This is a genomic window from Niabella drilacis (assembly GCF_900101395.1).
Lineage (GTDB): Bacteria > Bacteroidota > Bacteroidia > Chitinophagales > Chitinophagaceae > Niabella > Niabella drilacis.
This window is the reverse complement of sequence record NZ_FMZO01000002.1, coordinates 294,747-313,938: the sequence shown is the minus strand read 5'-3', so window position 1 is coordinate 313,938 and position 19,192 is coordinate 294,747. Positions and strand designations below refer to the sequence as shown.

22 protein-coding genes are annotated in these 19,192 nt (G+C 48.5%); 13 read left to right on the top strand and 9 right to left on the bottom strand.

Annotated features, from left to right (window positions below; all coding sequences use genetic code 11):
* Window positions 1–11: 11 nt before the first annotated feature.
* Window positions 12–485 (top strand): hypothetical protein, encoded by a 474-nt coding sequence (locus BLS44_RS04700; protein WP_090388885.1) that lies wholly within the window; start codon window positions 12–14, stop codon window positions 483–485.
* 186 nt (window positions 486–671) lie between these two features.
* On the opposite strand, the gene BLS44_RS04695 is transcribed toward BLS44_RS04700, so the two are convergent.
* Window positions 672–1,304: a helix-turn-helix transcriptional regulator gene (locus tag BLS44_RS04695; RefSeq protein WP_090388884.1), complete on the bottom strand. Its 633-nt coding sequence runs from the start codon at window positions 1,302–1,304 to the stop codon at window positions 672–674.
* 145 nt (window positions 1,305–1,449) lie between these two features.
* On the opposite strand from BLS44_RS04695, the gene BLS44_RS04690 reads away from it, so the two are divergent.
* Entirely contained in the window at window positions 1,450–2,004 is a 555-nt protein-coding gene (locus tag BLS44_RS04690) for an NADPH-dependent FMN reductase (RefSeq protein ID WP_090388883.1), read from the top strand.
* Between the two features lie 371 nt (window positions 2,005–2,375).
* Here BLS44_RS04690 and BLS44_RS04685 read toward each other — a convergent pair whose 3' ends face one another.
* Both BLS44_RS04685 and BLS44_RS04680 read right to left on the bottom strand, forming a co-directional pair.
* Window positions 2,376–3,005 (bottom strand): DNA-3-methyladenine glycosylase family protein, encoded by a 630-nt coding sequence (locus BLS44_RS04685; protein ID WP_090388882.1) that lies wholly within the window; start codon window positions 3,003–3,005, stop codon window positions 2,376–2,378.
* A 12-nt stretch (window positions 3,006–3,017) separates the two neighbouring features.
* Entirely contained in the window at window positions 3,018–3,518 is a 501-nt protein-coding gene (locus BLS44_RS04680) for a methylated-DNA--[protein]-cysteine S-methyltransferase (protein WP_090388881.1), read from the bottom strand.
* Between the two features lie 175 nt (window positions 3,519–3,693).
* Here BLS44_RS04680 and BLS44_RS04675 point away from each other — a divergent pair, with 175 nt between their 5' ends.
* The 10 genes from BLS44_RS04675 to BLS44_RS04625 all read left to right on the top strand — a co-directional run bounded on the left by BLS44_RS04675 (window position 3,694) and on the right by BLS44_RS04625 (window position 11,684).
* Complete coding sequence (locus BLS44_RS04675; protein ID WP_090388880.1) at window positions 3,694–4,158, top strand: GyrI-like domain-containing protein; 465 nt, start codon at window positions 3,694–3,696, stop codon at window positions 4,156–4,158.
* Window positions 4,155–4,520, top strand: a complete 366-nt coding sequence (locus BLS44_RS04670) for a DUF1801 domain-containing protein (protein WP_090388879.1) — start codon at window positions 4,155–4,157, stop codon at window positions 4,518–4,520. The genes BLS44_RS04675 and BLS44_RS04670 overlap by 4 nt, the downstream gene beginning before the upstream one ends.
* 199 nt (window positions 4,521–4,719) lie before the next feature.
* On the top strand, window positions 4,720–5,181 hold the full coding sequence (locus tag BLS44_RS04665) for a GNAT family N-acetyltransferase (RefSeq protein WP_090389169.1): 462 nt from the start codon (window positions 4,720–4,722) through the stop codon (window positions 5,179–5,181).
* A 224-nt stretch (window positions 5,182–5,405) separates the two neighbouring features.
* Complete coding sequence (locus BLS44_RS04655; protein WP_143019657.1) at window positions 5,406–5,786, top strand: hypothetical protein; 381 nt, start codon at window positions 5,406–5,408, stop codon at window positions 5,784–5,786.
* 106 nt (window positions 5,787–5,892) lie between these two features.
* Entirely contained in the window at window positions 5,893–6,744 is an 852-nt protein-coding gene (locus tag BLS44_RS04650; RefSeq protein ID WP_245729102.1) for a DUF3347 domain-containing protein, read from the top strand.
* A 29-nt stretch (window positions 6,745–6,773) separates the two neighbouring features.
* The gene (locus BLS44_RS04645) at window positions 6,774–7,352 is read left to right on the top strand and encodes a DUF3347 domain-containing protein (RefSeq protein WP_090388876.1); all 579 of its coding nucleotides are present in this window, start codon (window positions 6,774–6,776) and stop codon (window positions 7,350–7,352) included.
* A complete protein-coding gene (locus BLS44_RS04640; RefSeq protein WP_090388875.1) occupies window positions 7,349–7,870 on the top strand; it encodes a heme-binding domain-containing protein in 522 nt (173 codons plus the stop codon). Before BLS44_RS04645 ends, BLS44_RS04640 begins: the two co-directional genes overlap by 4 nt.
* On the top strand, window positions 7,867–10,143 hold the full coding sequence (locus tag BLS44_RS04635; protein ID WP_090388874.1) for a multicopper oxidase domain-containing protein: 2,277 nt from the start codon (window positions 7,867–7,869) through the stop codon (window positions 10,141–10,143). The genes BLS44_RS04640 and BLS44_RS04635 overlap by 4 nt, the downstream gene beginning before the upstream one ends.
* A gap of 316 nt (window positions 10,144–10,459) precedes the next feature.
* The gene (locus BLS44_RS04630; protein WP_090389167.1) at window positions 10,460–10,891 is read left to right on the top strand and encodes a hypothetical protein; all 432 of its coding nucleotides are present in this window, start codon (window positions 10,460–10,462) and stop codon (window positions 10,889–10,891) included.
* Window positions 10,892–11,012: 121 nt separating this feature from the next.
* On the top strand, window positions 11,013–11,684 hold the full coding sequence (locus tag BLS44_RS04625; RefSeq protein ID WP_090388873.1) for a YceI family protein: 672 nt from the start codon (window positions 11,013–11,015) through the stop codon (window positions 11,682–11,684).
* Window positions 11,685–11,997: 313 nt separating this feature from the next.
* Here the strand turns inward: BLS44_RS04625 and BLS44_RS04620 are convergent, their stop codons facing one another.
* Window positions 11,998–12,396 carry a hypothetical protein gene (locus tag BLS44_RS04620; RefSeq protein ID WP_143019656.1) on the bottom strand — a complete coding sequence of 133 codons (399 nt, stop codon included), beginning with the start codon at window positions 12,394–12,396 and terminating at the stop codon, window positions 11,998–12,000.
* Window positions 12,397–12,868: 472 nt separating this feature from the next.
* Between BLS44_RS04620 and BLS44_RS04615 the strand changes: the two genes are divergently transcribed.
* Window positions 12,869–14,020, top strand: a complete 1,152-nt coding sequence (locus tag BLS44_RS04615) for a serine hydrolase (RefSeq protein WP_090388871.1) — start codon at window positions 12,869–12,871, stop codon at window positions 14,018–14,020.
* 454 nt (window positions 14,021–14,474) lie between these two features.
* Here the strand turns inward: BLS44_RS04615 and rclC are convergent, their stop codons facing one another.
* The 5 genes from rclC to rpsA all read right to left on the bottom strand — a co-directional run bounded on the left by rclC (window position 14,475) and on the right by rpsA (window position 19,053).
* Window positions 14,475–15,050 carry a reactive chlorine resistance membrane protein RclC gene (rclC, locus tag BLS44_RS04610; protein WP_090388870.1) on the bottom strand — a complete coding sequence of 192 codons (576 nt, stop codon included), beginning with the start codon at window positions 15,048–15,050 and terminating at the stop codon, window positions 14,475–14,477.
* 80 nt (window positions 15,051–15,130) lie between these two features.
* On the bottom strand, window positions 15,131–15,964 hold the full coding sequence (locus BLS44_RS04605; protein WP_090388869.1) for a helix-turn-helix domain-containing protein: 834 nt from the start codon (window positions 15,962–15,964) through the stop codon (window positions 15,131–15,133).
* A gap of 78 nt (window positions 15,965–16,042) precedes the next feature.
* Window positions 16,043–16,372: a DMT family transporter gene (locus tag BLS44_RS04600; RefSeq protein WP_090388868.1), complete on the bottom strand. Its 330-nt coding sequence runs from the start codon at window positions 16,370–16,372 to the stop codon at window positions 16,043–16,045.
* Between the two features lie 68 nt (window positions 16,373–16,440).
* Window positions 16,441–17,004 (bottom strand): Crp/Fnr family transcriptional regulator, encoded by a 564-nt coding sequence (locus tag BLS44_RS04595; RefSeq protein ID WP_090388867.1) that lies wholly within the window; start codon window positions 17,002–17,004, stop codon window positions 16,441–16,443.
* A 114-nt stretch (window positions 17,005–17,118) separates the two neighbouring features.
* Window positions 17,119–19,053, bottom strand: coding sequence for a 30S ribosomal protein S1 (gene rpsA, locus BLS44_RS04590; protein ID WP_090388866.1), 1,935 nt, complete (start codon window positions 19,051–19,053; stop codon window positions 17,119–17,121).
* Window positions 19,054–19,192 lie beyond the last annotated feature (139 nt).

Sequence of the window (19,192 nt, the reverse complement as noted above, 5' to 3'; positions counted from 1 at the left end):
ATCGGCAGCATATGAAAAAAAACAGCACTGTTATCGCAAAAGCGGGATTCCTTGTGGGAACCCTGGATCTCCTTTCGGCATTCCTGCACTATTACATAGTAACCGGGAAAGATCCGTTGTTTATACTGAAATATATCACCAGTGCCCTACTCGGGCCGGCGGCTTTTTCGGGTGGTGCGGAAATGTATGTAACCGGGCTCCTGTTGCATTACCTGGTGGCATTCAGCTTCACCGTATTTTTCTTCTGGCTCTATCCGCGGCTAAAAATACTGGGGAAGAACCGGGTAGCCACCGGTATCTTTTATGGTCTTTTTATCTGGACGGTCATGAACCTCATTATGGTCCCTTTATCACGGATCGGGAAGTTCCCGGGCTCTGCTTCGGGCGTTCTTATTAACGCAGCAATACTCATCCTTGCTATTGGGCTTCCCCTTTCCTTTATAGCCAGCCGTTATTACAGGAACGGTAAGAGACTCAGAATTTGAACAGGTGGAGACGTGAAAATGCTTAAAGCCGGATCTGGCATTTGCCAATAGTCGATGGTCAATAGTTCATGGGTAATCGATTGATGGCTATGATGTGAAACCGAACGTGAACCCTGGGACCTGCTCCTGATCCGTGAGCAGTGAAACACGGAGCTAACGTAAGACCTCAAACATCAAACCCCATCCCTACCCTGCCGGGGTAATCTTATAAGCACAGCGCCGGGCTCCTTTCAAAATATGCGCTACCCGTTCCACGTTCACCTTTTTGCCCAGCACCGCCTTAAAGGTCTTTAGTTCTGCTGTACAAAAACCCTGGCAGCTGGCGGCAGCAGCGCAAATGGGGCAATGGTTCTCCACCAGCAGGTACCCATCCCCGTCTTTCTGAACATCCGCCATATATCCCTCCCGGGTCCTGATGGCAGCCAGTCCTTTCAGCCTCGCCTTCAGGTCCGTTTTTTCTTCCAGCTCCTTCAGGTACCGTTCGAGGCCTGCTTTGCCATTGGCAGCCACGATCTTGTCCAGCGCGGGTTGTCCCAGTATATTCCGGACCGAATCGATCAGCTTTACCGTCAGCTCCGCATGCATATCGGGGAAACGGGCATTCCCCAGGTCTGTAAGGGCCCATATCTGCTGCGGACGGCCTCTTCCTTTCGATTCGGTTGTGGCCTGCACTAATCCTTCCTTCGCCAGCTTCAGCAAATGGAAGCGGGCCCCTTCTACCGTGATGTTCATCTCCGCTGCCAGTTCCAGCAGCGTTTGCGGCCCTTTGACCTTGATGATGCCCAGCGCCTTTTCGTTCTCCGGCAACTCATTATGCATAATAAACAAAGTAATTATTTACTTTAAATATCAAATTTAGTACATTTGCGTCAATTCACGGGCAAAAGATACCGTTGTAAAAAGCACTATATTTGGCAGCGGTGATGTCTCATGTTATTTATAAACCAATATCAGTCACAAGATCATGAATATACTTATTTTAAACGGATCACTGGACCAGCGGGAAGCGTCCACTCCTGCAAAACTTTCTGCATACCTGAAGCAGCACCTGGAAGACCAGGGGGCAGCAACCACGGTTTTTAATCTCGTAGAATCCGGCATCCCCTTGTTTGACTATACCCTGCAAAAAGTACCCAATGGAGTTCAGGTAATGCTCAATCTTTTCCGGAACGCGGATGCGCATATATGGCTAACCCCCCTGTATCATGGCAGCATGACCGGGGTGATGAAAAATTGCCTCGACTGGCTGGAGCTGAGTTCCAAAGAAGAGCGCCCCTATTTAATTGACAAGCTCATTGGTATGATCTGCTGGGCGGATGGCGGTCAGGCCATGCAGGGGATCAACGCGATGGATGCCGTAGCCAAATCGCTGCGGGCATGGCCGGTTCCGTTCAGCGTTCCCATTGTCCGCAATGCCTTGTTTACGGCGCCCGATTATACGGAGCTTACCCAGGAATATAAAAATAAAATCAACCTGCTAACCGGCATCATCACCTCCAAAAGGGTGGTAACCATTTAACTTTACATGATTAAATGAAAAACGGCGGTGGCAATTTCTACCGTCTATCCCGGGGTTGATGCTCCGGATGAAGCATCGTGTTGATAGCTATGTTTCATTATTGGGACCGGGCTCCGTAGGATGCCCCGTGTTACGCGGCATCCTACGGAGCCGGTTGCTCTATGATCACGGTTCTATAAACACGTGGTGCCTATGACGCCCTGGTCCTTATATACCCGTTTTATCCCTTTAATCTGAACCCGTTCTTTGAATCCTGTTAAAGTTAACCTGACGCGTATGCGAAGCTTCGGAGCTCAAACAAAAGAATAGCCCGTGAGCAGTGAAACACGGAGCTAACCTGGAATATGGAACGTAAAACCTGGAACCGGGAATCATCCCCGTTTTCCTGCCGACAAATAATAATGCCAGAGGATCATTGTTGCTACCGTGCGATGCGGCGCCCAGCTGGCGGCAATCGCAACCAGTTCATCGCGCGAAACATCTTTATCCAATACCTTTAGCCGCTTTAATGCATTAACAGCGGCAAGATCCCCTGCAGGAAAAATATCGGACCGCTGCAGCACAAACATCAGGTATACATCTGCCGTCCAGTTCCCGATGCCCTTCAGGGCCGTCAGCCGTTCACGGATCACAGGATCGGGCAATTGATGCATTGCCGCAAGATCAATAGATCCGCTGATGATGGCCTCCGCCAGCCCGCGGATATAGATCATCTTTTGCCGGCTGACATAACAGGAACGCATTTCCTCATCACTCATTCTTACTACCGCTGCCGGGGTAAGTTCCCCGCTATACTCCTGCAATTTCCGAAGGGCTGCCAGCGCCGATGCCAGGGACACCTGCTGCTCCAGTATGATATGCACCAGCGATTCAAAGCTGTTGGTACGGGTCCACATCGGCGGATGCCCGTAGCGCTGCAGAACCCCGGCAAGATGAGCATCTTTTTTTGCCAGCTGGTTACAGATACGCTTAAAGGTCTTCTCAGAAAACGAATGGATCATCGGCGGGAACAATTACCACAGGTCCAGCTGTGGTTTTGGATTTTCAAGATTCAATAAAAAGATCTTACGCTGCATTCCCCCACCAAAGCCTACCATCTTCCCATCTGCGCCGATTACCCGGTGACAGGGAACAATGATCGGTACGGGGTTTTTATTCAACGCGCCCCCCACTGCCCGCACGGTTTTCGTGTCGCCCATGCGTCGTGCCATTTCGCCATAGCTGATCGTTTTCCCATAAGGAATCCCTGCAAGCAATTCCCAAACCTTCTTCTGAAAATCACTGCCCTCCAGCATTACCGGCAATGCAAATACCTTTAGCTTCCCTCCAAAATAATCATTCAGCTGGCGTTCTGCCTCCAGCAATAAGGGGTGATTGACATCCTTTAAAAAATGTTCATTACGGCTGTAATCTTCGTTGATCCGCCATTGCACACCAACCAGGTGTGCAGAGGTCGCTACCAGGCGCAGCAGCCCGGTGGGGGATGCCATTTCTTTATAAAAACAGGGCTCCATCTGTCCGCCTAAAATACATCATTCCGGGAAATTGTTTGCAATTACTTATCGCGGCAGCCGGCAAAGTTCCCGTTCTCAAGCATATGTGCCCCGGTGGGCTGTTCCATAAACTCCCCCCCCCTGACATAGGGCTGTCACTCCCTTCCTTTAATTTCGCTTACCAAAAGAATTATTTATGATACAGGAGTACATAGCATCATTTAAAGTGATCGGGATCAGCGTAAGAACCACCAATGAAAACAACCAGGCAGCTACCGATATCCCGGCGCTTTGGGAGCGGTTCATGAAGGAGGAAATTGCAAGGCAGATACCCAACAAAGCGGGGGACGATATCTATTCCATTTACACCTCGTATGAAAAGGATCATACACGGCCGTATACCACTGTGCTCGGATGCAGGGTTACTTCTTTTGACCAGGTTCCCTCGGGTATGGAAGCCCTGGAAATTGCCGCAGGGAATTACGCCTGCTTTACCGCAACCGGCAAAATGAGCGAGGGATTTGTATTTAACGAGTGGCTAAAGATCTGGAGCACTCCCCTGCCCCGGAAATATACAACCGATTTTGAAGTGTACGGAGCAAAAGCACAGGATCCGGAGTACGCAGAAGTCCCTATTTTTATAGCATTGGAAAATGAATGAACGCATTAGATGAGTTTTATGCGAAGCAGGAGGAGCCCGTCAAAAGCTGCCTCCTGGCTTTAAGAACAATGATCCTGTTGCAGGATACCCATCTTACGGCCGCCCGGAAGTATGGAATGCCCTTTTTCTGTTACAAAGGAAAAATGTGCTGTTACCTTTGGATCGATAAAAAACTGGGACAACCTTACCTGGGCATCGTGGAGGGCAAACACATGCATCATCCATTGCTCAAACAGGAGCAGCGGGCCCGGATGAAACCCATCACCTTCGATCCCGGCAAAGACCTTCCGGTAAAGGCCATAACGCAGATCCTGCAGGACATGCTCCGGCTATACCATGAGGGCATCATAAAAACAAAATAGCCCGATCCTACAGCACACACCGGTACGGCGAAAAACGATTCGCCATAAGAGCAGGGCGTTGCGGGTATACCTGGCATGCGCATCTTTTTGCCGACCGGGAACAATAAAACAGATACCTGCTACTGATTACCGGTACTTTCCATCATATTTTTGTTACTTTGCCCTGCCTGCAACGGATACAGGTACAGGCTATACCATCATGCAACAGCTCCGACTTATAAAACTCCGGCCAACAGACGCCCTCCCCTTCGGTTTACTGTTACTGGCGGATGAAACCATCGCAGCCATAGAAAAATATATCTATAGCTCTGCGGTATATACGTTGATGAACGCGCAGGAAATGATCGGCGTTGCCGCTCTATACCCGTTATCCGCCGACGACCTGGAAATAAAAAATATAGCGGTAGCTGCCTCACACCAGAACAGGGGCATTGGCTCTTTCCTGATCCAAAAAATAATAGAGATCGCAGGCCGGCAGCAATACAGAACACTCATTGTGGGCACTTCCGATACGGGATTTCAACAGATCCGCTTTTATGAACGCAACGGTTTTAGAAAATACGCGCTCCGGAAAAACTTTTTTACAACGCACTACCCTCACCCCATTTTTGAAAACGGCATTCAGCTTAAAGATATGGTCCTGCTCCGGCAGTCGTTGTGAGGGCTCATTTCAGAACCCGCAAAAGCAAAAAAATCTTCTGATCAGGAGCTTGTAATAAGGAAAACATCACAGCCGGTCCTTACAAAATTCCATAGTTTTCTTATATTATTTACAGAAATGATAAGTAAATGAGTATCAATTGTTATCAAACTGTTAGAATCTGTTTTTGACCCATTTTTTTTTGCGCAGAAAACAATAAAGTTTAATTTTGCAACATATTCTTCATGCGTTTTATACAATTGATATTGCTTCTGGCCGTTTTTTTTACGGCGCCCGTACTGAAGGCCGGTGCCTGTGAAATGCATCATAAAACTGAAAAAAGCGCAGGAACTGTTAGCCCGGCTTTACATAACACAAAAATGATGGCCCACCCGGCAAACTGTTGTAGCCAGTCGCCGGCAGCACATCAGCAAAAAGGACATTGTACACATGACAACTGTACGGATAACAGTTGTCACCCCGTTTCCATATATAGCCTGCATGCCGTTCATCAGCTGGACATTACGGAGCTCCCGGTTGCTGCAACGGACTACAGCAGCGGGATCAACAAGATGCAGCTTGCTTCCTATACCTATTCCATCTGGCAGCCTCCCCGGTTAAGTTAATCAGTATTTTCAACGCTTTTCATGTCCCTGGTGTAGCGCATACGCGTACCCGGGCGGTATGCACCATTTCGCATACATCATTTTTCAACTGATTAATAATACCTATATGCAATTCATAAAAAATACATCATTGGCCCTTCTGATGGCCCTGATGACCACATCTATTTATGCCGGCGCCGGCATCAAAAATGCAAAAACCATCACCGTATCCATCCAGGGCAGTTCCGCCGCCTGCAAAACCCTTATTGAAAAGGCAGGAGCTCAAAAGAACAGGGCCCGCTTAACATGGGAGCCTTCCACAAAAAAAGCACAGCTTGTTTATGATCCCCATGCCACAACAAAAGATGCCGTGCTGAAGCAGGTAGCCCTTGCGGGGTTCGACAATGAAAGTTACAATGCCCCTGTAGCCGCCTACCAGGCTTTATCAAAAGAATGCCAGTACAAAGGGGCCATAACCGCACTGCACCAGCAAAAGAATGCGGATATACCCGGCGCCGGGCAACATACAGATCACGGCGTTGCTGATGCCGCTGTATCAAAGCTGGATCCCTTATACCAGTCTTACTTTGCGATTCAGCAGGCATTGGTTCAATCGGATGCAAAAGCCGTAGCCCAAAAAGCGAACGAGCTTGCGGGGCAGGTTAAAGCCGTAAAAATGGGGGAGCTTTCTGCAAAGGAGCACAACGTTTGGATGGTGGTAATGAAGAAGCTGGACCAACAGGCAACAGCGCTAAAAACGGCTTCGGGTATCGAAAAGCAGCGGGTCGCATTTGCGTCGCTTACAGAAACACTGTACCCGCTGATAAAAGCTTCCGGATCCGCTTACAAGGTTTATTATAACCATTGCCCGATGTACAACGGCGGCGCCAACTGGCTGAGCAAAGAGCAGGAAATCAAAAACCCCTACTATGGCTCAAAAATGCTCACCTGCGGATCCACAAAGGAAACGCTTCAATAACCGGCATACCTCATTCTAAAACAGCACTCATGAAACAGTTACTTTTATGGGGGTGGATGGCTATTGCTGCAGTGGCCTGCAATACCCCCGGAACCGGGGAGCAACCATCAGCCGCCGATACGGCTTCCAGCCCACAGGTATCCGCCCAGGAGCCTGACACAACAAAACAGCTCTTTTCTGCAACAGCCATACTGGATGCCTACTTTGCATTGGGAACAGCACTTTTTGAGGAGCAGGCCACCGGCATCACGAATGCCGCCAATACTCTCGGAAACAAGCTGCAGGCAGGGCCTGTAACGGAACTTCCGGCAGTACAGCAAAAGGAGGTAAAGGAGATCATCGAAGCCTCCGTTGAAAACGCCGCGCATATTGCCGCCAGCAAAGATCAACCCGGTCATCAGCGCGAGCATTTCCAAATGCTGAGCGAGGACCTGTACGACCTTGTGAAGATAGCAGGCACTAAAACCGTCGTTTATAAATTTACCTGCGCCTCTCTGAACAACGGGAAAGGAGGATCCTGGCTCAGCAATCAGCAAACCCTAAAAAATCCTTATACCGGAGCAGCCCGCAACAACTGTGGTACCATCACCGAAACAGTGAACCCATGAAACCGTTTCGTACCGGAACCGGGATCGTCTTGCTGCTCATAGCCGGGCTGCAATTCGTTCCCCGGCCACCCCGGAACAGGACCACAGCTACGGCCGGCAGTTTTGCAAACCTTTTTGCCCCTCCGCCGGAAGTGCAACAGGTATTGACAGCGGCCTGCCTGGATTGCCACAGCAATAATACCCGCTATCCCTGGTATGCTATGTTACAACCGGTAAATGCATTTATGAACCGGCATATCCAAAAAGGAAAGAAAAAACTGAACTTTGATGAAGTGGCGGGGTACGGAATGCGTAAGCAACGTACCCAATTCAACGGGATCGTCAATGCGCTGAACAAAGGATCCATGCCATTGCGATCCTATACCCTGGTGCATGGCGGTCTTACGGCAGCGGAAAAGGAAATGCTGATCCGTTATTTCACCGCGCTGAAAGACCGCTCCGGAAAACAGAACGGCCCCAACGGGCTATATACTACAGACAAACAGGTAGCCCTACCTGGTAAAGCAGAACAGAAATGAAACAACAAATAAAAACAACAGGGATCCTGGTACTTTTAATAGTGGCGGTACTGCACTCACAGGCCCAGCGTGTAAAGCGGTATGACCTTTATGTAACAGATACCATGGTCAACTACTCCGGCAAACATAAAATGGCCATCGCCGTCAATGGACAGATCCCCATGCCCACCCTCGAATTTACGGAAGGCGATACCGCCGAAATAGTGGTACACAACCGGCTAAAAGAGCCCACCGCATTGCACTGGCATGGAGTCTTCCTCCCCAATAAAGAAGATGGGGTCCCCTATTTAACACAAATGCCTATCGGTTCCGGAACCACTTACACCTACCGGTTCCCCATTATTCAGACGGGCACACACTGGTATCATAGTCATTACGGCTTCCAGGAACAGATCGGTATGTATGGCTCCATGATCTTTCATAAAAAAGCGGGAGACCCCACATTCCGTAAAGGCATCGACGACCTGCCCTCCGTTCCGGTGATCCTAAGTGAGTGGACGGACATCATGCCGCACAACATTCACCGGATGCTGCGCAATGCCAACGACTGGGCGGCCATTAAAAAGAATGCCGTACAGAGCTACGCCGAAGCCATCAAAGCGGGTCATTTTAAAACCAAGCTCGTAAACGAATGGAAGCGGATGCTGGCGATGGATGTGAGCGACGTCTATTACGACAAAATGCTGATCAACGGCAAAAATGAAAGTCAGCTTTCCCAATTCAAAGCCGGCGATAAAGTGCGGTTGCAGCTCTCCAACGGCGGAGCCTCCACCTATTTCTGGATGCACTATGCCGGCGGAAAAATAACCGTGGTAGCCAATGACGGCAATGATGTAGAGCCCGTTGAGGTAGACCGTTTTATCCTGCCGCCATCTGAAACCATCGATATCGTGGTAACCATTCCCGAACAGGGCAGGTCCTATGAACTGCTGGCTACATCGGAGGACCGCACCAACTCCACATCCCTTTTTATCGGGGAAGGGAAAAAGCAACTGGCACAACCGCTGGAACGGCTGAAGTACTTTGAAGGTATGAAGATGATGAATGGCATGATGCGCATGAACGGGAGCATGAATGATATGGGTATGGAGATGAGTCTGCAGCAGATGGATATGAATACCGTTATGTACCCCGAGATCACCGGGCCTGCCGTTTCAAAAAAGGAACACAGGGAGCAGGCTACTACCAGTAATAACAGGGAGCACCATTCCACGATGGAACACAACCACGATGCCATGCCAGCCGGCCCGGCCATGCCGCCGGCGATCGTTACACTGAACTATAATATGCTAAAAGCCCCGCAGAAAACAGTACTGCCGGAAAACGCACCGGTTAAGGAGCTCACTTTTACATTAACGGGCAACATGAACCGCTATGTATGGAGCCTGGATAATAAAGTGGTTTCTGAAACGGACAAGATACTGATCAAAAAAGGCGAGATCGTTCGTATTAAATTATACAATGCCTCCATGATGCGCCACCCCATGCATTTGCACGGACATGATTTCCGCGTGCTCAATGATAAAGGCGATTATGCACCGCTGAAAAACGTGATCGATATTATGCCCATGGAAACCGACGTGATCGAATTCGAGGCCAATGTGGAAGGCGACTGGTTCTTTCATTGTCACATCCTTTATCATATGATGGCGGGCATGGGGCGTATCTTCACTTACAAGGGCCAGGCCCCCAATCCCTATATAACCAACCCGCAGAAAACGATCAAAAAACTATACCGCGACGACCGCATGTTCTTCCTCATGGCCGAAAACGAAGTTGCCTCCAATGGGAATTTCGGATCTGCCCTGTATCACAATACCCGCTGGGCCTTTACGGCCGAGTGGAAACTGGGGTATACTGCAAAAAGAGGACATGAAATAGAAGCCAGTGTGGGGCGCTTCCTGGGACAGATGCAATGGTTCCGCCCGTTTGTTGGAGTTGAATGGGCCTACCGGAAAGACAGTCATGAAGAACAGGATCTTCTAGGACAAAAATTCAAACATGATGGCAAACCCCGCTATACTGCCGGTTTTGCCTATACCCTGCCCTGGCTGGTGCTTTTGCAAACACAGATCGATACAAAGGGACAGGTACGCGTGGAACTGGGCCGGGAAGATATTCCGCTTTCAAAACGTTTAAGAGGCGCTTTCTCACTCGACACCCGAAGGGAATACATGGGCGGACTGCGGTACATCGTTAACCGGAACTTCAGCGTATCCGCCAACTACAATACCGAATATGGCTTTGGCGGCGGATTGGTACTCACTTATTAAGATCAGGTAACGCAGATACAGAATAATTGCTCACAGATTTCTTTGATTCGCACAGATCATACATTGATCAACATCCTTCAAATGCTGTGACGATCGGAGTAATCGGTGCGTGTACAAAAGTCGCTCACGGATTCGCACAGATATCAATACTCACCCCCCTGTGATAATCTGCGAGCGCAAAGGCACACGCCGGAAGCCGCAGGATTGCTCTATGCGGTTGCTCTGGATACGCCTTACATTTCAGGATCATCGTAAAACCATCCTCCCGGATCCCGAACAACATCCCAATCATTTAAATAATCAAAAAACAATAAAAATGAACCAAGTTATAAGAACCGGCTTCGTCATTTGCAGTGCCGTTTTTTTGGCCGCCTGCAGCAGCCCGGCCCAAAAACAGGAAACAACAGCAGCACCCACCCCGGCAGCAGTAACCGCAGCATTGCAACCGGGAACAGCTCACTATAAAAAAGGAGATCCCGTGCCCTCCAACCTTGTATGCATGGTTAACGATGCCTATATGGGGAAAGCACAAATAGCAGTACCCTTTAATGGCAACACCTATTATGGCTGTTGTGAAATGTGTAAGAACCGGATTCCGCAGGATGCTGCCGTACGGACAGCAAAAGACCCCGCTACCGGCAAACTTGTAGATAAGGCATCTGCCTATATTGTCATTACCGGCAATAATGGCGAAGTTTCCTATTTCGAAAATGCAGAGAGTTACAAAAAACTTGCGCAGGATCAATAAAAGGGCATCATTCACCGCTTTGCCCGGTATCAATTGTTATAAAATTGCCATATTTAATGTTTAAACATTGTTTATAGAAAGATCTGTTTAATTTTGCGCGCAATTCTAAAACAAAATAAATATGAAACAACCTATTTCGATCTTCGCCCTGGCATTACTGTTAGCAGCCTGTGGAGGTACTTCCAGCGACCAGGCAAAAACCGAAGAAAAACAAGAAGCAGCGGCAGCTACCGGCAACACCTACGCAATTGACACAGTTACCACAACCGTTGACTGGCGTGCGACCCATAAAGGTGGTTTTGCGCCCCGTTTTGGCATCATCAGTGTAAATGACGGGAATCTTTCTGTTGAGAACGGTGCTGTTACTGCGGGCAGCTTTACCATTGACCTGACCGGTTTAAAAGTAGATACCACTTCAGTTACAGAGCCCGGCAAAAAAGCGGCAGACCTGGAAGCGCATCTGAAAAGTCCCGACTTCTTTGACGCAGCCAAACATCCCACTGCTGCCTTCGTGATCACCAAAGTGGCTCCTTACGACAGCACACAGCAGAAAAGCCTGTTACCCGGCGCCACCAACCTGATCAGTGGTAACCTTACCCTAAAAGACAGTACGCTGAATATCACTTTCCCGGCCCAGGTAACCATTACCGACGGCGAGGTAACAGCACATGCAAAATTCACGATCGACCGCAGTGCATGGGGAATCAGCTATAAAACAGAAGGCAGCCCCGAAAACTGGATGATCAGCAAGGACGTGGAAATCGGGTTTAACCTGAAAGCTGCGAAGAAATAGATCGTGAGATACTTGTATTGAAATGTCAGGAGTGAGCAGTTGTGGATGAAATGCTGTAAGGGCAACCTGAAAAGTTTGTAATGAAGAGCTGTAACTGAAAACAAGGCAACCACGGAACATAGAGGTTAAGGTTAACATGCAGCTTCTTAAATATAACAGACAATTTACCCCCGGCAACCATTTCTTACAAAAAACTTCTCACCAACAACTCCCCCACTACTCCGATACCAAAAAGAGGCAGTCTTAAAAGGCGGCCTCTTTTCTATTCCGGCACCTCCGATAAAGAAAATGAAAACCCGCGGTTGCTCCCCTCCTATTGTTTGGTAATACTAAAAGAGCCGCCACCACTATCCGCATCTCCGTGCCCCCATGTGCCGGTAATTGTATTATTGGTCAGGGTACCTGTAAACGACATCTTTTCATTATAATAATCTGTTACGCTGAAGAACAACTTATTGTTGGAAAGCGTATAACTGCCCTTGCCCTGGTGTTCAGCAGACGCTGTCAGATCGCCAAAAAACAAGGTTGCCTTTTTATTTTCGCTGAATTGAATAGCAAGCGGGTCGGGCCCGTTGTTCTTAACAACAAATGTTCCCTGCCAGGTACTGTTGGTAAGCGCATCATGGGAGGCTACAGGATCCTTTTTGCAGGATATGGCTGCAGCCATCAACACAAAGCCCAGTGTTACGAATAGTCGTTTTTTAAAGTTCATTGTTTAAGGATTTTACAGTTTAATTTATCCGGGGGCGCCGTTTTTTATGGATCCCCTGTTAAAGAAGCTGATGCAAATTATAGCGCTGTAATGCTGTTGCCAGCGGGCTTTAACGAAACTGCTGCCTGGGTTAATAAAACAGTGCTGCCGGTTAAACAAAACTGCTTATCAATTGAGCCATGTATAAAACACCGGCGGGAGCAATCTTTTTAGCTTTTTCTGATCTGCCGGGAATAGCAAAACAGAAAGATCTTACGCTGCCGCCGGCGGGAGCTTTCAGACACTCTTATAAAACAGCCGGTGGATTCTCGCCCCATCGTACTGCCGGCAGGTTTTAGAAACAGCCGGTAGCAGGCATTACGGTATCAGCTTTCCGTTTCGTTAACCCGGAAGAGTTGTTTGTTAATTCTACGGGCCGGATCGCCTTCCGGTAATTCATCTTTACAGGACTAAACTTTAAAAATCAAGAAAAATGAAAAATGTACTAAGAAACTCCTGGGTCGTACTGGGACTTACAGCAATGACGTTCACAGCATGCCAAAAGCCCGGCGGTATTGTGAACAAAGGGTTCGATGCCGCGCTTTTTGCAAAGAACATGCGGGAAAGCCTCGATGGAAAAACGGTGGGCTGGTCCTTCGCCATTTCCCAGAACGGAAAAATCGTTCAGTATGATGCGGGCGGTTCTGCACGCCTCAGTACAAATAACCCTGAAATAAAGTACACGTATACCACCCGCCAGGCCATCGGCAGCTGCAGCAAAACCATTTCGGCCCTGGCGCTCCTGGGCGCGCTGGAAGCAAAAGATCTTGATGAGTATACGTACCTTGCAGACCTCCTTCCTTCATCATGGGATATTGCCCTGGAAAACCGGAAGATCAGGGTTATGGACATGCTTACGCATAAAGCGGGTCTTACCTACTTCGGCAACGACTATGCTTCGCTGCGCAAAACGCTGAAAACACCTACTACCGGCTTCGGTTATTTTACCGAAAAGAAATATGATAACGTCAATTATCTCTTGTGCCGTATTTTAATTCCATGTGTAGTAAACGGCCGGGAAACTTATGCGAACATGACCGATGAGCAGGCCGATGAAGCCGTGTCGCAGGCCCATCGTGATTATGTGCGCGAGAAGATCTTCAAAGTAGCCGGGCTGCCTGACTGGCAGAAGATCAATATTGGCCCCTGGAACGCCGGCGGCTCCATCACCGAAGCCGCTCCCGACCGCCAGATGACGATGTATTATAACTATTCCAAGCCAGCACTCCCGGGGATCATGGCTTATACTACCTATAAGGATGCCGGTGCAGGCGGCTGGTTTATCAACACTCCTGAGATGGCGCAGGTGCTGCTGACGGCCGAGGCCGGAAAATACGTATCGGGGCTGATGCTGGACAAAATGAAGGATCTGCTCATGGGCTATGATGGTTTTGTTTCCGGCAAAAGAGGTGATTACTACTGGAAAAACGGCTACTGGTATGATGATCAGAAGCGTGGTATCTTTACCGTGATCATGCACTTCCCCAACAACGTGCAGATAGCATGGCATACCAATTCTATCCAGACCGATATCGGAGATCCCATGACCATAACAGGCAAAGCATACGATCATGCATGGCGGTAACCGTTAAGGAATATTCTGAAACACTGTTTTTTTATCCTGTCAGTCTTCCCAGTTTCAAATCCGATCGTGAGGTCGGATTTTTTGTATTGACAGGATTACCCGCCCGTCACAGGCCAAGGGTCCTTTGAACAGAACGCTAATGTTGAAACGGCCGTTGACCCGGCAATAAAAGCAATACGGGTAATATCAGGTCTGGTATAAACGGGCTGTTAAGATGGACCACTGAAGCGCCGGCACAGAAAACCCGGTTCTTCCCTGCAATGGCTAAAAAGCACAATCGACGCGGCAGTAATTATGAAAAACAAGCCCGCGTAACACCGGCATCCCTCCACATTTACAGCCGTTTTAACCGCTTCCAAACAGGAAGTAAATGCTACTTCCAACACCCCGCAATGATCAGAGTAATCCTGTTCATAATTTTTAATTTCCGGGGCTGGACAAAGTTCCGCCATGTTCAGGAGCCGCTCCGCTTTAATACCCGCTCTGCCGCATCTGCCGCAACAATAAGCCCCCCTGCCATCATGATGATGTCCTTGAGCACCAATCGCCCTGCTCCGGACAAATAAGGAAAACCATGCTGCGGCGTTGGCCCGTCTCCGCCCAATGCCGGCACATAGACCTCGGGAGTGGTTACCAGGAAGGAGAGCGTTACCAGCGACATCCCAAAGGTGAGCAATCCGCCTGCAACACCGGTCCGGGGCCACCAGATCCCCGCGAGGGTCAAAATCCCGATGAGTACAATAACCGCCCCCAGTCCATAGGAAAACCCATAAGTGCCATTTGCCTGATGCCATTTAATATTGCTGTTGACCACTTTACCCTCAGGATTTTTATGGGCGCTATACTCCGCTGGTTGTTTATAAAAAAAATGCATAAGCGGGCTGTTGGCCACAAACGGAACAATACCATCCGCTTCATACTGAAACGCTTTAAGCCCCCCGATCCAGGCCATTACAATAAATATAGCAATGCGCATGAAATGCACCAGTCCTGCACGGCTACGGACTAAAAGCAAAAGAAGACGGTTCATATTTTTTTAGGATTTTGTTCCCCTCAAAAATAGACCGTCAGCACAATCCGGAACATGGACAAACCCGGTATTCCTATGGATTATTTTGCCACAACAGAAATACCCGTTTGTGCTCTGAACTTTGTTGGCGCACAACCCGTATGTTTTTTAAAATACCTGCTGAAATAAAACACATCTTCAAATTCCAACTGTGCAGCGATCTCCTTAACCGAACGTTGTGTAAGATGCAGCAGTTTTTTTGCTTCCAGGATCACCCGGTCCTGGATCAGCTGCGATGGTGTTTTTCCAAACTGGCGCCGGATCTTTTTGCTAAACGCGTCAACGGATAAAGAATATTGCTCTGCGTAAAAAGAAGGCGTCCGCTCCGTAAGATAATACTGCTCCAGCAATTGCTGAAAATCATGATTACCGATGAATCCCACCGCCCCAGCAGGTTGCCGATCCAGGAGAGCTTTTTTCTCCTTGCTGCACAATGCCAGCACCAGCTGCAGGTATGCTTTCAGTACGGCCGTCGAAAACGCAGCGCACTCTTTTTGTTCTTTTTTAATTTTTGAAAGCACCGCGCATACTTCCGCAAATACAGCCGGTTTCAGCCACACATGCGGCGCCAGGTAAACATTGTTAAACAGCAGCCCATTGCAGGCAACTTCTTCTTTATGATACTCTATGCAATAAAAATCACCATGAAACTCCAGCTGTTGTAGCACCGTTGAGGCAGACCCCTTCCATTTAAAATATTGAAAAGGCGACAAGAATAATACTGTTTTCCCGGCACAGGTGTACTCCGTCAGGTCTACTTCAAAACGGCCCTGTGCCTCCAACACCACCAGCTGGTAACAGGGTGAAGAGAATGGCTGTTGAAAATAGCGCCCCTTCCTTTTGTAAACATTAATCAGTGCCTGCTCTTTTTTCATGATGACTACAGATAATCTGACCTGAACGCAGATGCCGGAGAACCCGGCTATCCGGCTCCCCCGGCTCCCGGTTATTCATCAATGCGATGAAACCACTTTCAACCCTACAATGGAAGCGATCAGGGTAGTTATGAAAAACAATCTCCAGAAAGTAGCCGGCTCTTTAAATACCAGGATGCCCATTAATGCTGCACCTACCGCGCCGATACCCGTCCACACCGCATAAGCCGTTCCGATCGGGAGCCCCTGGATGGCTTTCATCAGCAATAACATACTGGCAGTAAGCGATACAAAAAAACCAGCGTACCACCAGTACATAGCGGCTCCATCCGCTTCCTTTGCCTTACCCAGGCAGGAGGTAAACCCCACTTCACACAAACCTGCAATGATCAGAATAATCCAGTTCATACATTTTTATTTCCGGCAAAGTTCTGCTGAAGCGGGGAAATAAAATTTTACAAATGATAAATAATGGTTCAGCGGATCTCCGACCGGATCCGGCTCAGGCTTACCTGCGTAATACCCAGGTAGGAAGCAATATGGCTTAAAGGTACCCGCTGCAGCAGGCCCGGGCTGTCTGCCAGCAGCTCCTTATACCGCTGGGCCGCTGTTTTAAACTGCCGGGAGATCAGCCGCTCCTCCGTTTTGATCAGCTCCTTTTCCGCAAATTTCCGTCCCCAGTTGGCAATTTGCAGGTCTTCCTGAAAAAGCTGCTGCAGCTCCTCCGCCCGCAGTTCATACAACACACAGGGTTCCAGCAATTCAATATGCTCATACCCGGGCCTGCCCGCCACATAGCTGTTCATAGACACAATGGTCTCCCCCTCGCTGCCAAACCAAAAGGTAATTTCCTGGTCTTCTTTATCTGCATAGGCTCTTACAATGCCACTTTTGATAAAGTACAGGTTCCCCTCAACCCGGCCGGCGCGCATCAGCAAATGATTTTTTCCAAACCGCACTTCCCCTACCCGTCCTATGATCTTTTCCCTGGCTTCCTGCGGTAACGGATATACCTGATCCAGTATCTGTGTAAGTTGCATTGGGATGAATTTTAAAGCGGCTAAATTAAACGTTTTTCAGGCGCCCCCATAACGCCCATAAAAAAAGCTGCACCGTTTTACCGGTACAGCTTTTCAATATCAAAACGGATACGCTTATTCTGATTTACCAGAATTTTCCTGGTCCAGTTTCTTCCGGATATCCGCCAAAGCGCTCAGGTCACCCAGGGTTGCTTTTTCAACCTTGTTCTGGATGTTCTTCACTGCTTTTTTGGTTTTTTCCGCCTCAGCGCGTGCATCTTTCTTCACAGACTCTCTTTCTTCGTATGCAGATTGTTCCCAAACGCGGGTATGAGACAATACAATGCGCTTTTCATTCCGATCGAATTCGATCACCATAAACGGAGCGGTTTCATCCAGGTTCACGGATTTACCATCCTGTGTATTCAGGTGACGGTTGGGAGCAAAACCTTCCAGGCCGTAAGGCAACTGAACGGTAGCACCTTTATCGTCCCTGCGTACAATGGTTCCTTCATGCACACTGCCGATGGCAAAAGTGTCCTGAAGGGTATTCCAGGGATCTTCCTCCAGCTGTTTGTGTCCCAGCTGCAGTTTCCGGTTATCTTTATCGATACCCAGGATCACTACATCAATGTTTTCGCCCACTTTCGTGTACTCGCCCGGATGGTTGAAGCGTTTCAGCCAGCTCAGGTCGCTGATGTGGATCATACCACCAATACCCTGTGCCAGTTCTACAAACACACCGTAGTTGGTGATGTTCTTCACCTCACCGGTATGCTTGGTGCCTTCAGCAAAGCGGGTTTCGATATCGCTCCATGGGTCTTCTGTCAGTTGTTTGATAGACAGGCTCATTTTGCGGGTATCTTTATCCAACGTTACGATCTTCGCTTCGTGCTCATCACCCAGTTTAAAGAAGTCCTTAGCATTTACAGGCGTGTTAGCCCATGTAATTTCACTTACGTGAACCAGACCTTCTACACCCGGAGTGATTTCCAGGAATGCACCGTAATCTTCAATATTTACTACTTTACCTTTCACGGTGTTGCCTTCAACAATAGCTTCGGGCAATACATCCCATGGGTGCGGAGTCAGTTGTTTCAGACCCAGGCTGATCCGTTTTTTCTCGTCGTCGAAGTCCAGTACCACCACGTTCACTTTCTGATCGATCTTCAGTACTTCGTTCGGGTGAGAGATACGTCCCCATGAAATATCAGTGATATACAGTAAACCATCCAGTCCGCCCAGGTCCATGAACGCACCAAAGTCGGTGATGTTTTTAACCGTACCTTCCAGTACCTGGCCTTTTTCCAGTTTACCGATGATCTCAGCACGTTGTGCTTCAATATCGCTTTCGATCAGCGCTTTGTGCGATACCACAGCGTTCTTAATGGTTTCGTTGATCTTAACCACTTTGAATTCCATGGTCTTACCTACAAACTGATCGTAGTCGGTAACCGGTTTCACATCGATCTGAGAACCTGGCAGGAAGGTTTCCATACCAAATACATCTACGATCAAACCACCCTTGGTCTTTGAAGTAACCTGTCCGGTAACCACTTCGCCTGTTTTGTTCACCTCCACAATACGCTCCCATGCACGGGTAGTGCGGGCTTGTTTACGGCTCAGGTTCAGGTGACCATCCCGGTCTTCTTTCTCAACGATCATCACCTCTACTTCATCCCCCACTTTCAGGCCCTGAAGATCGCGGAATTCGTTCAGAGAGATCAAACCATCGCTTTTAAAACCGATGTTCAATACCACATCTGTGTTGGTGATCCCTACAACAGTACCGTTGATCAGCTCACCATCGTTTAACTGTATGAACGTATTTTCATACACTTTGTCATACTTTTCTTTTTCTTCTTTTGAATAAGAAGATACGTTGCGTTTGTCCACGCTCCAGTCGAAATCGTCGTGTGCAGTTTCAACAGCAACAGGTGCTTCTGCCGGTTTAGCAGCTTCTACAGGTGCAGTGGTTGTCGCTGTAGACGCTTCTTCTACCGGTTCTCCGGCAGCGCCCGCAGTCTCCTGTGCATCAGCGTTTAATTGTTTAAAAAATAATTGAAACATAAATAAATCCGAAGGTTTTTAAATTCGGACTGCAAAGTTACAAAATTCCGGGGGAATTGCCTAATCGGGCGCACTATTATAACTAATTGATTTTCATTTAGTCATCAACAATGCTACCATCAGCCTGGTTGCGTCGCAC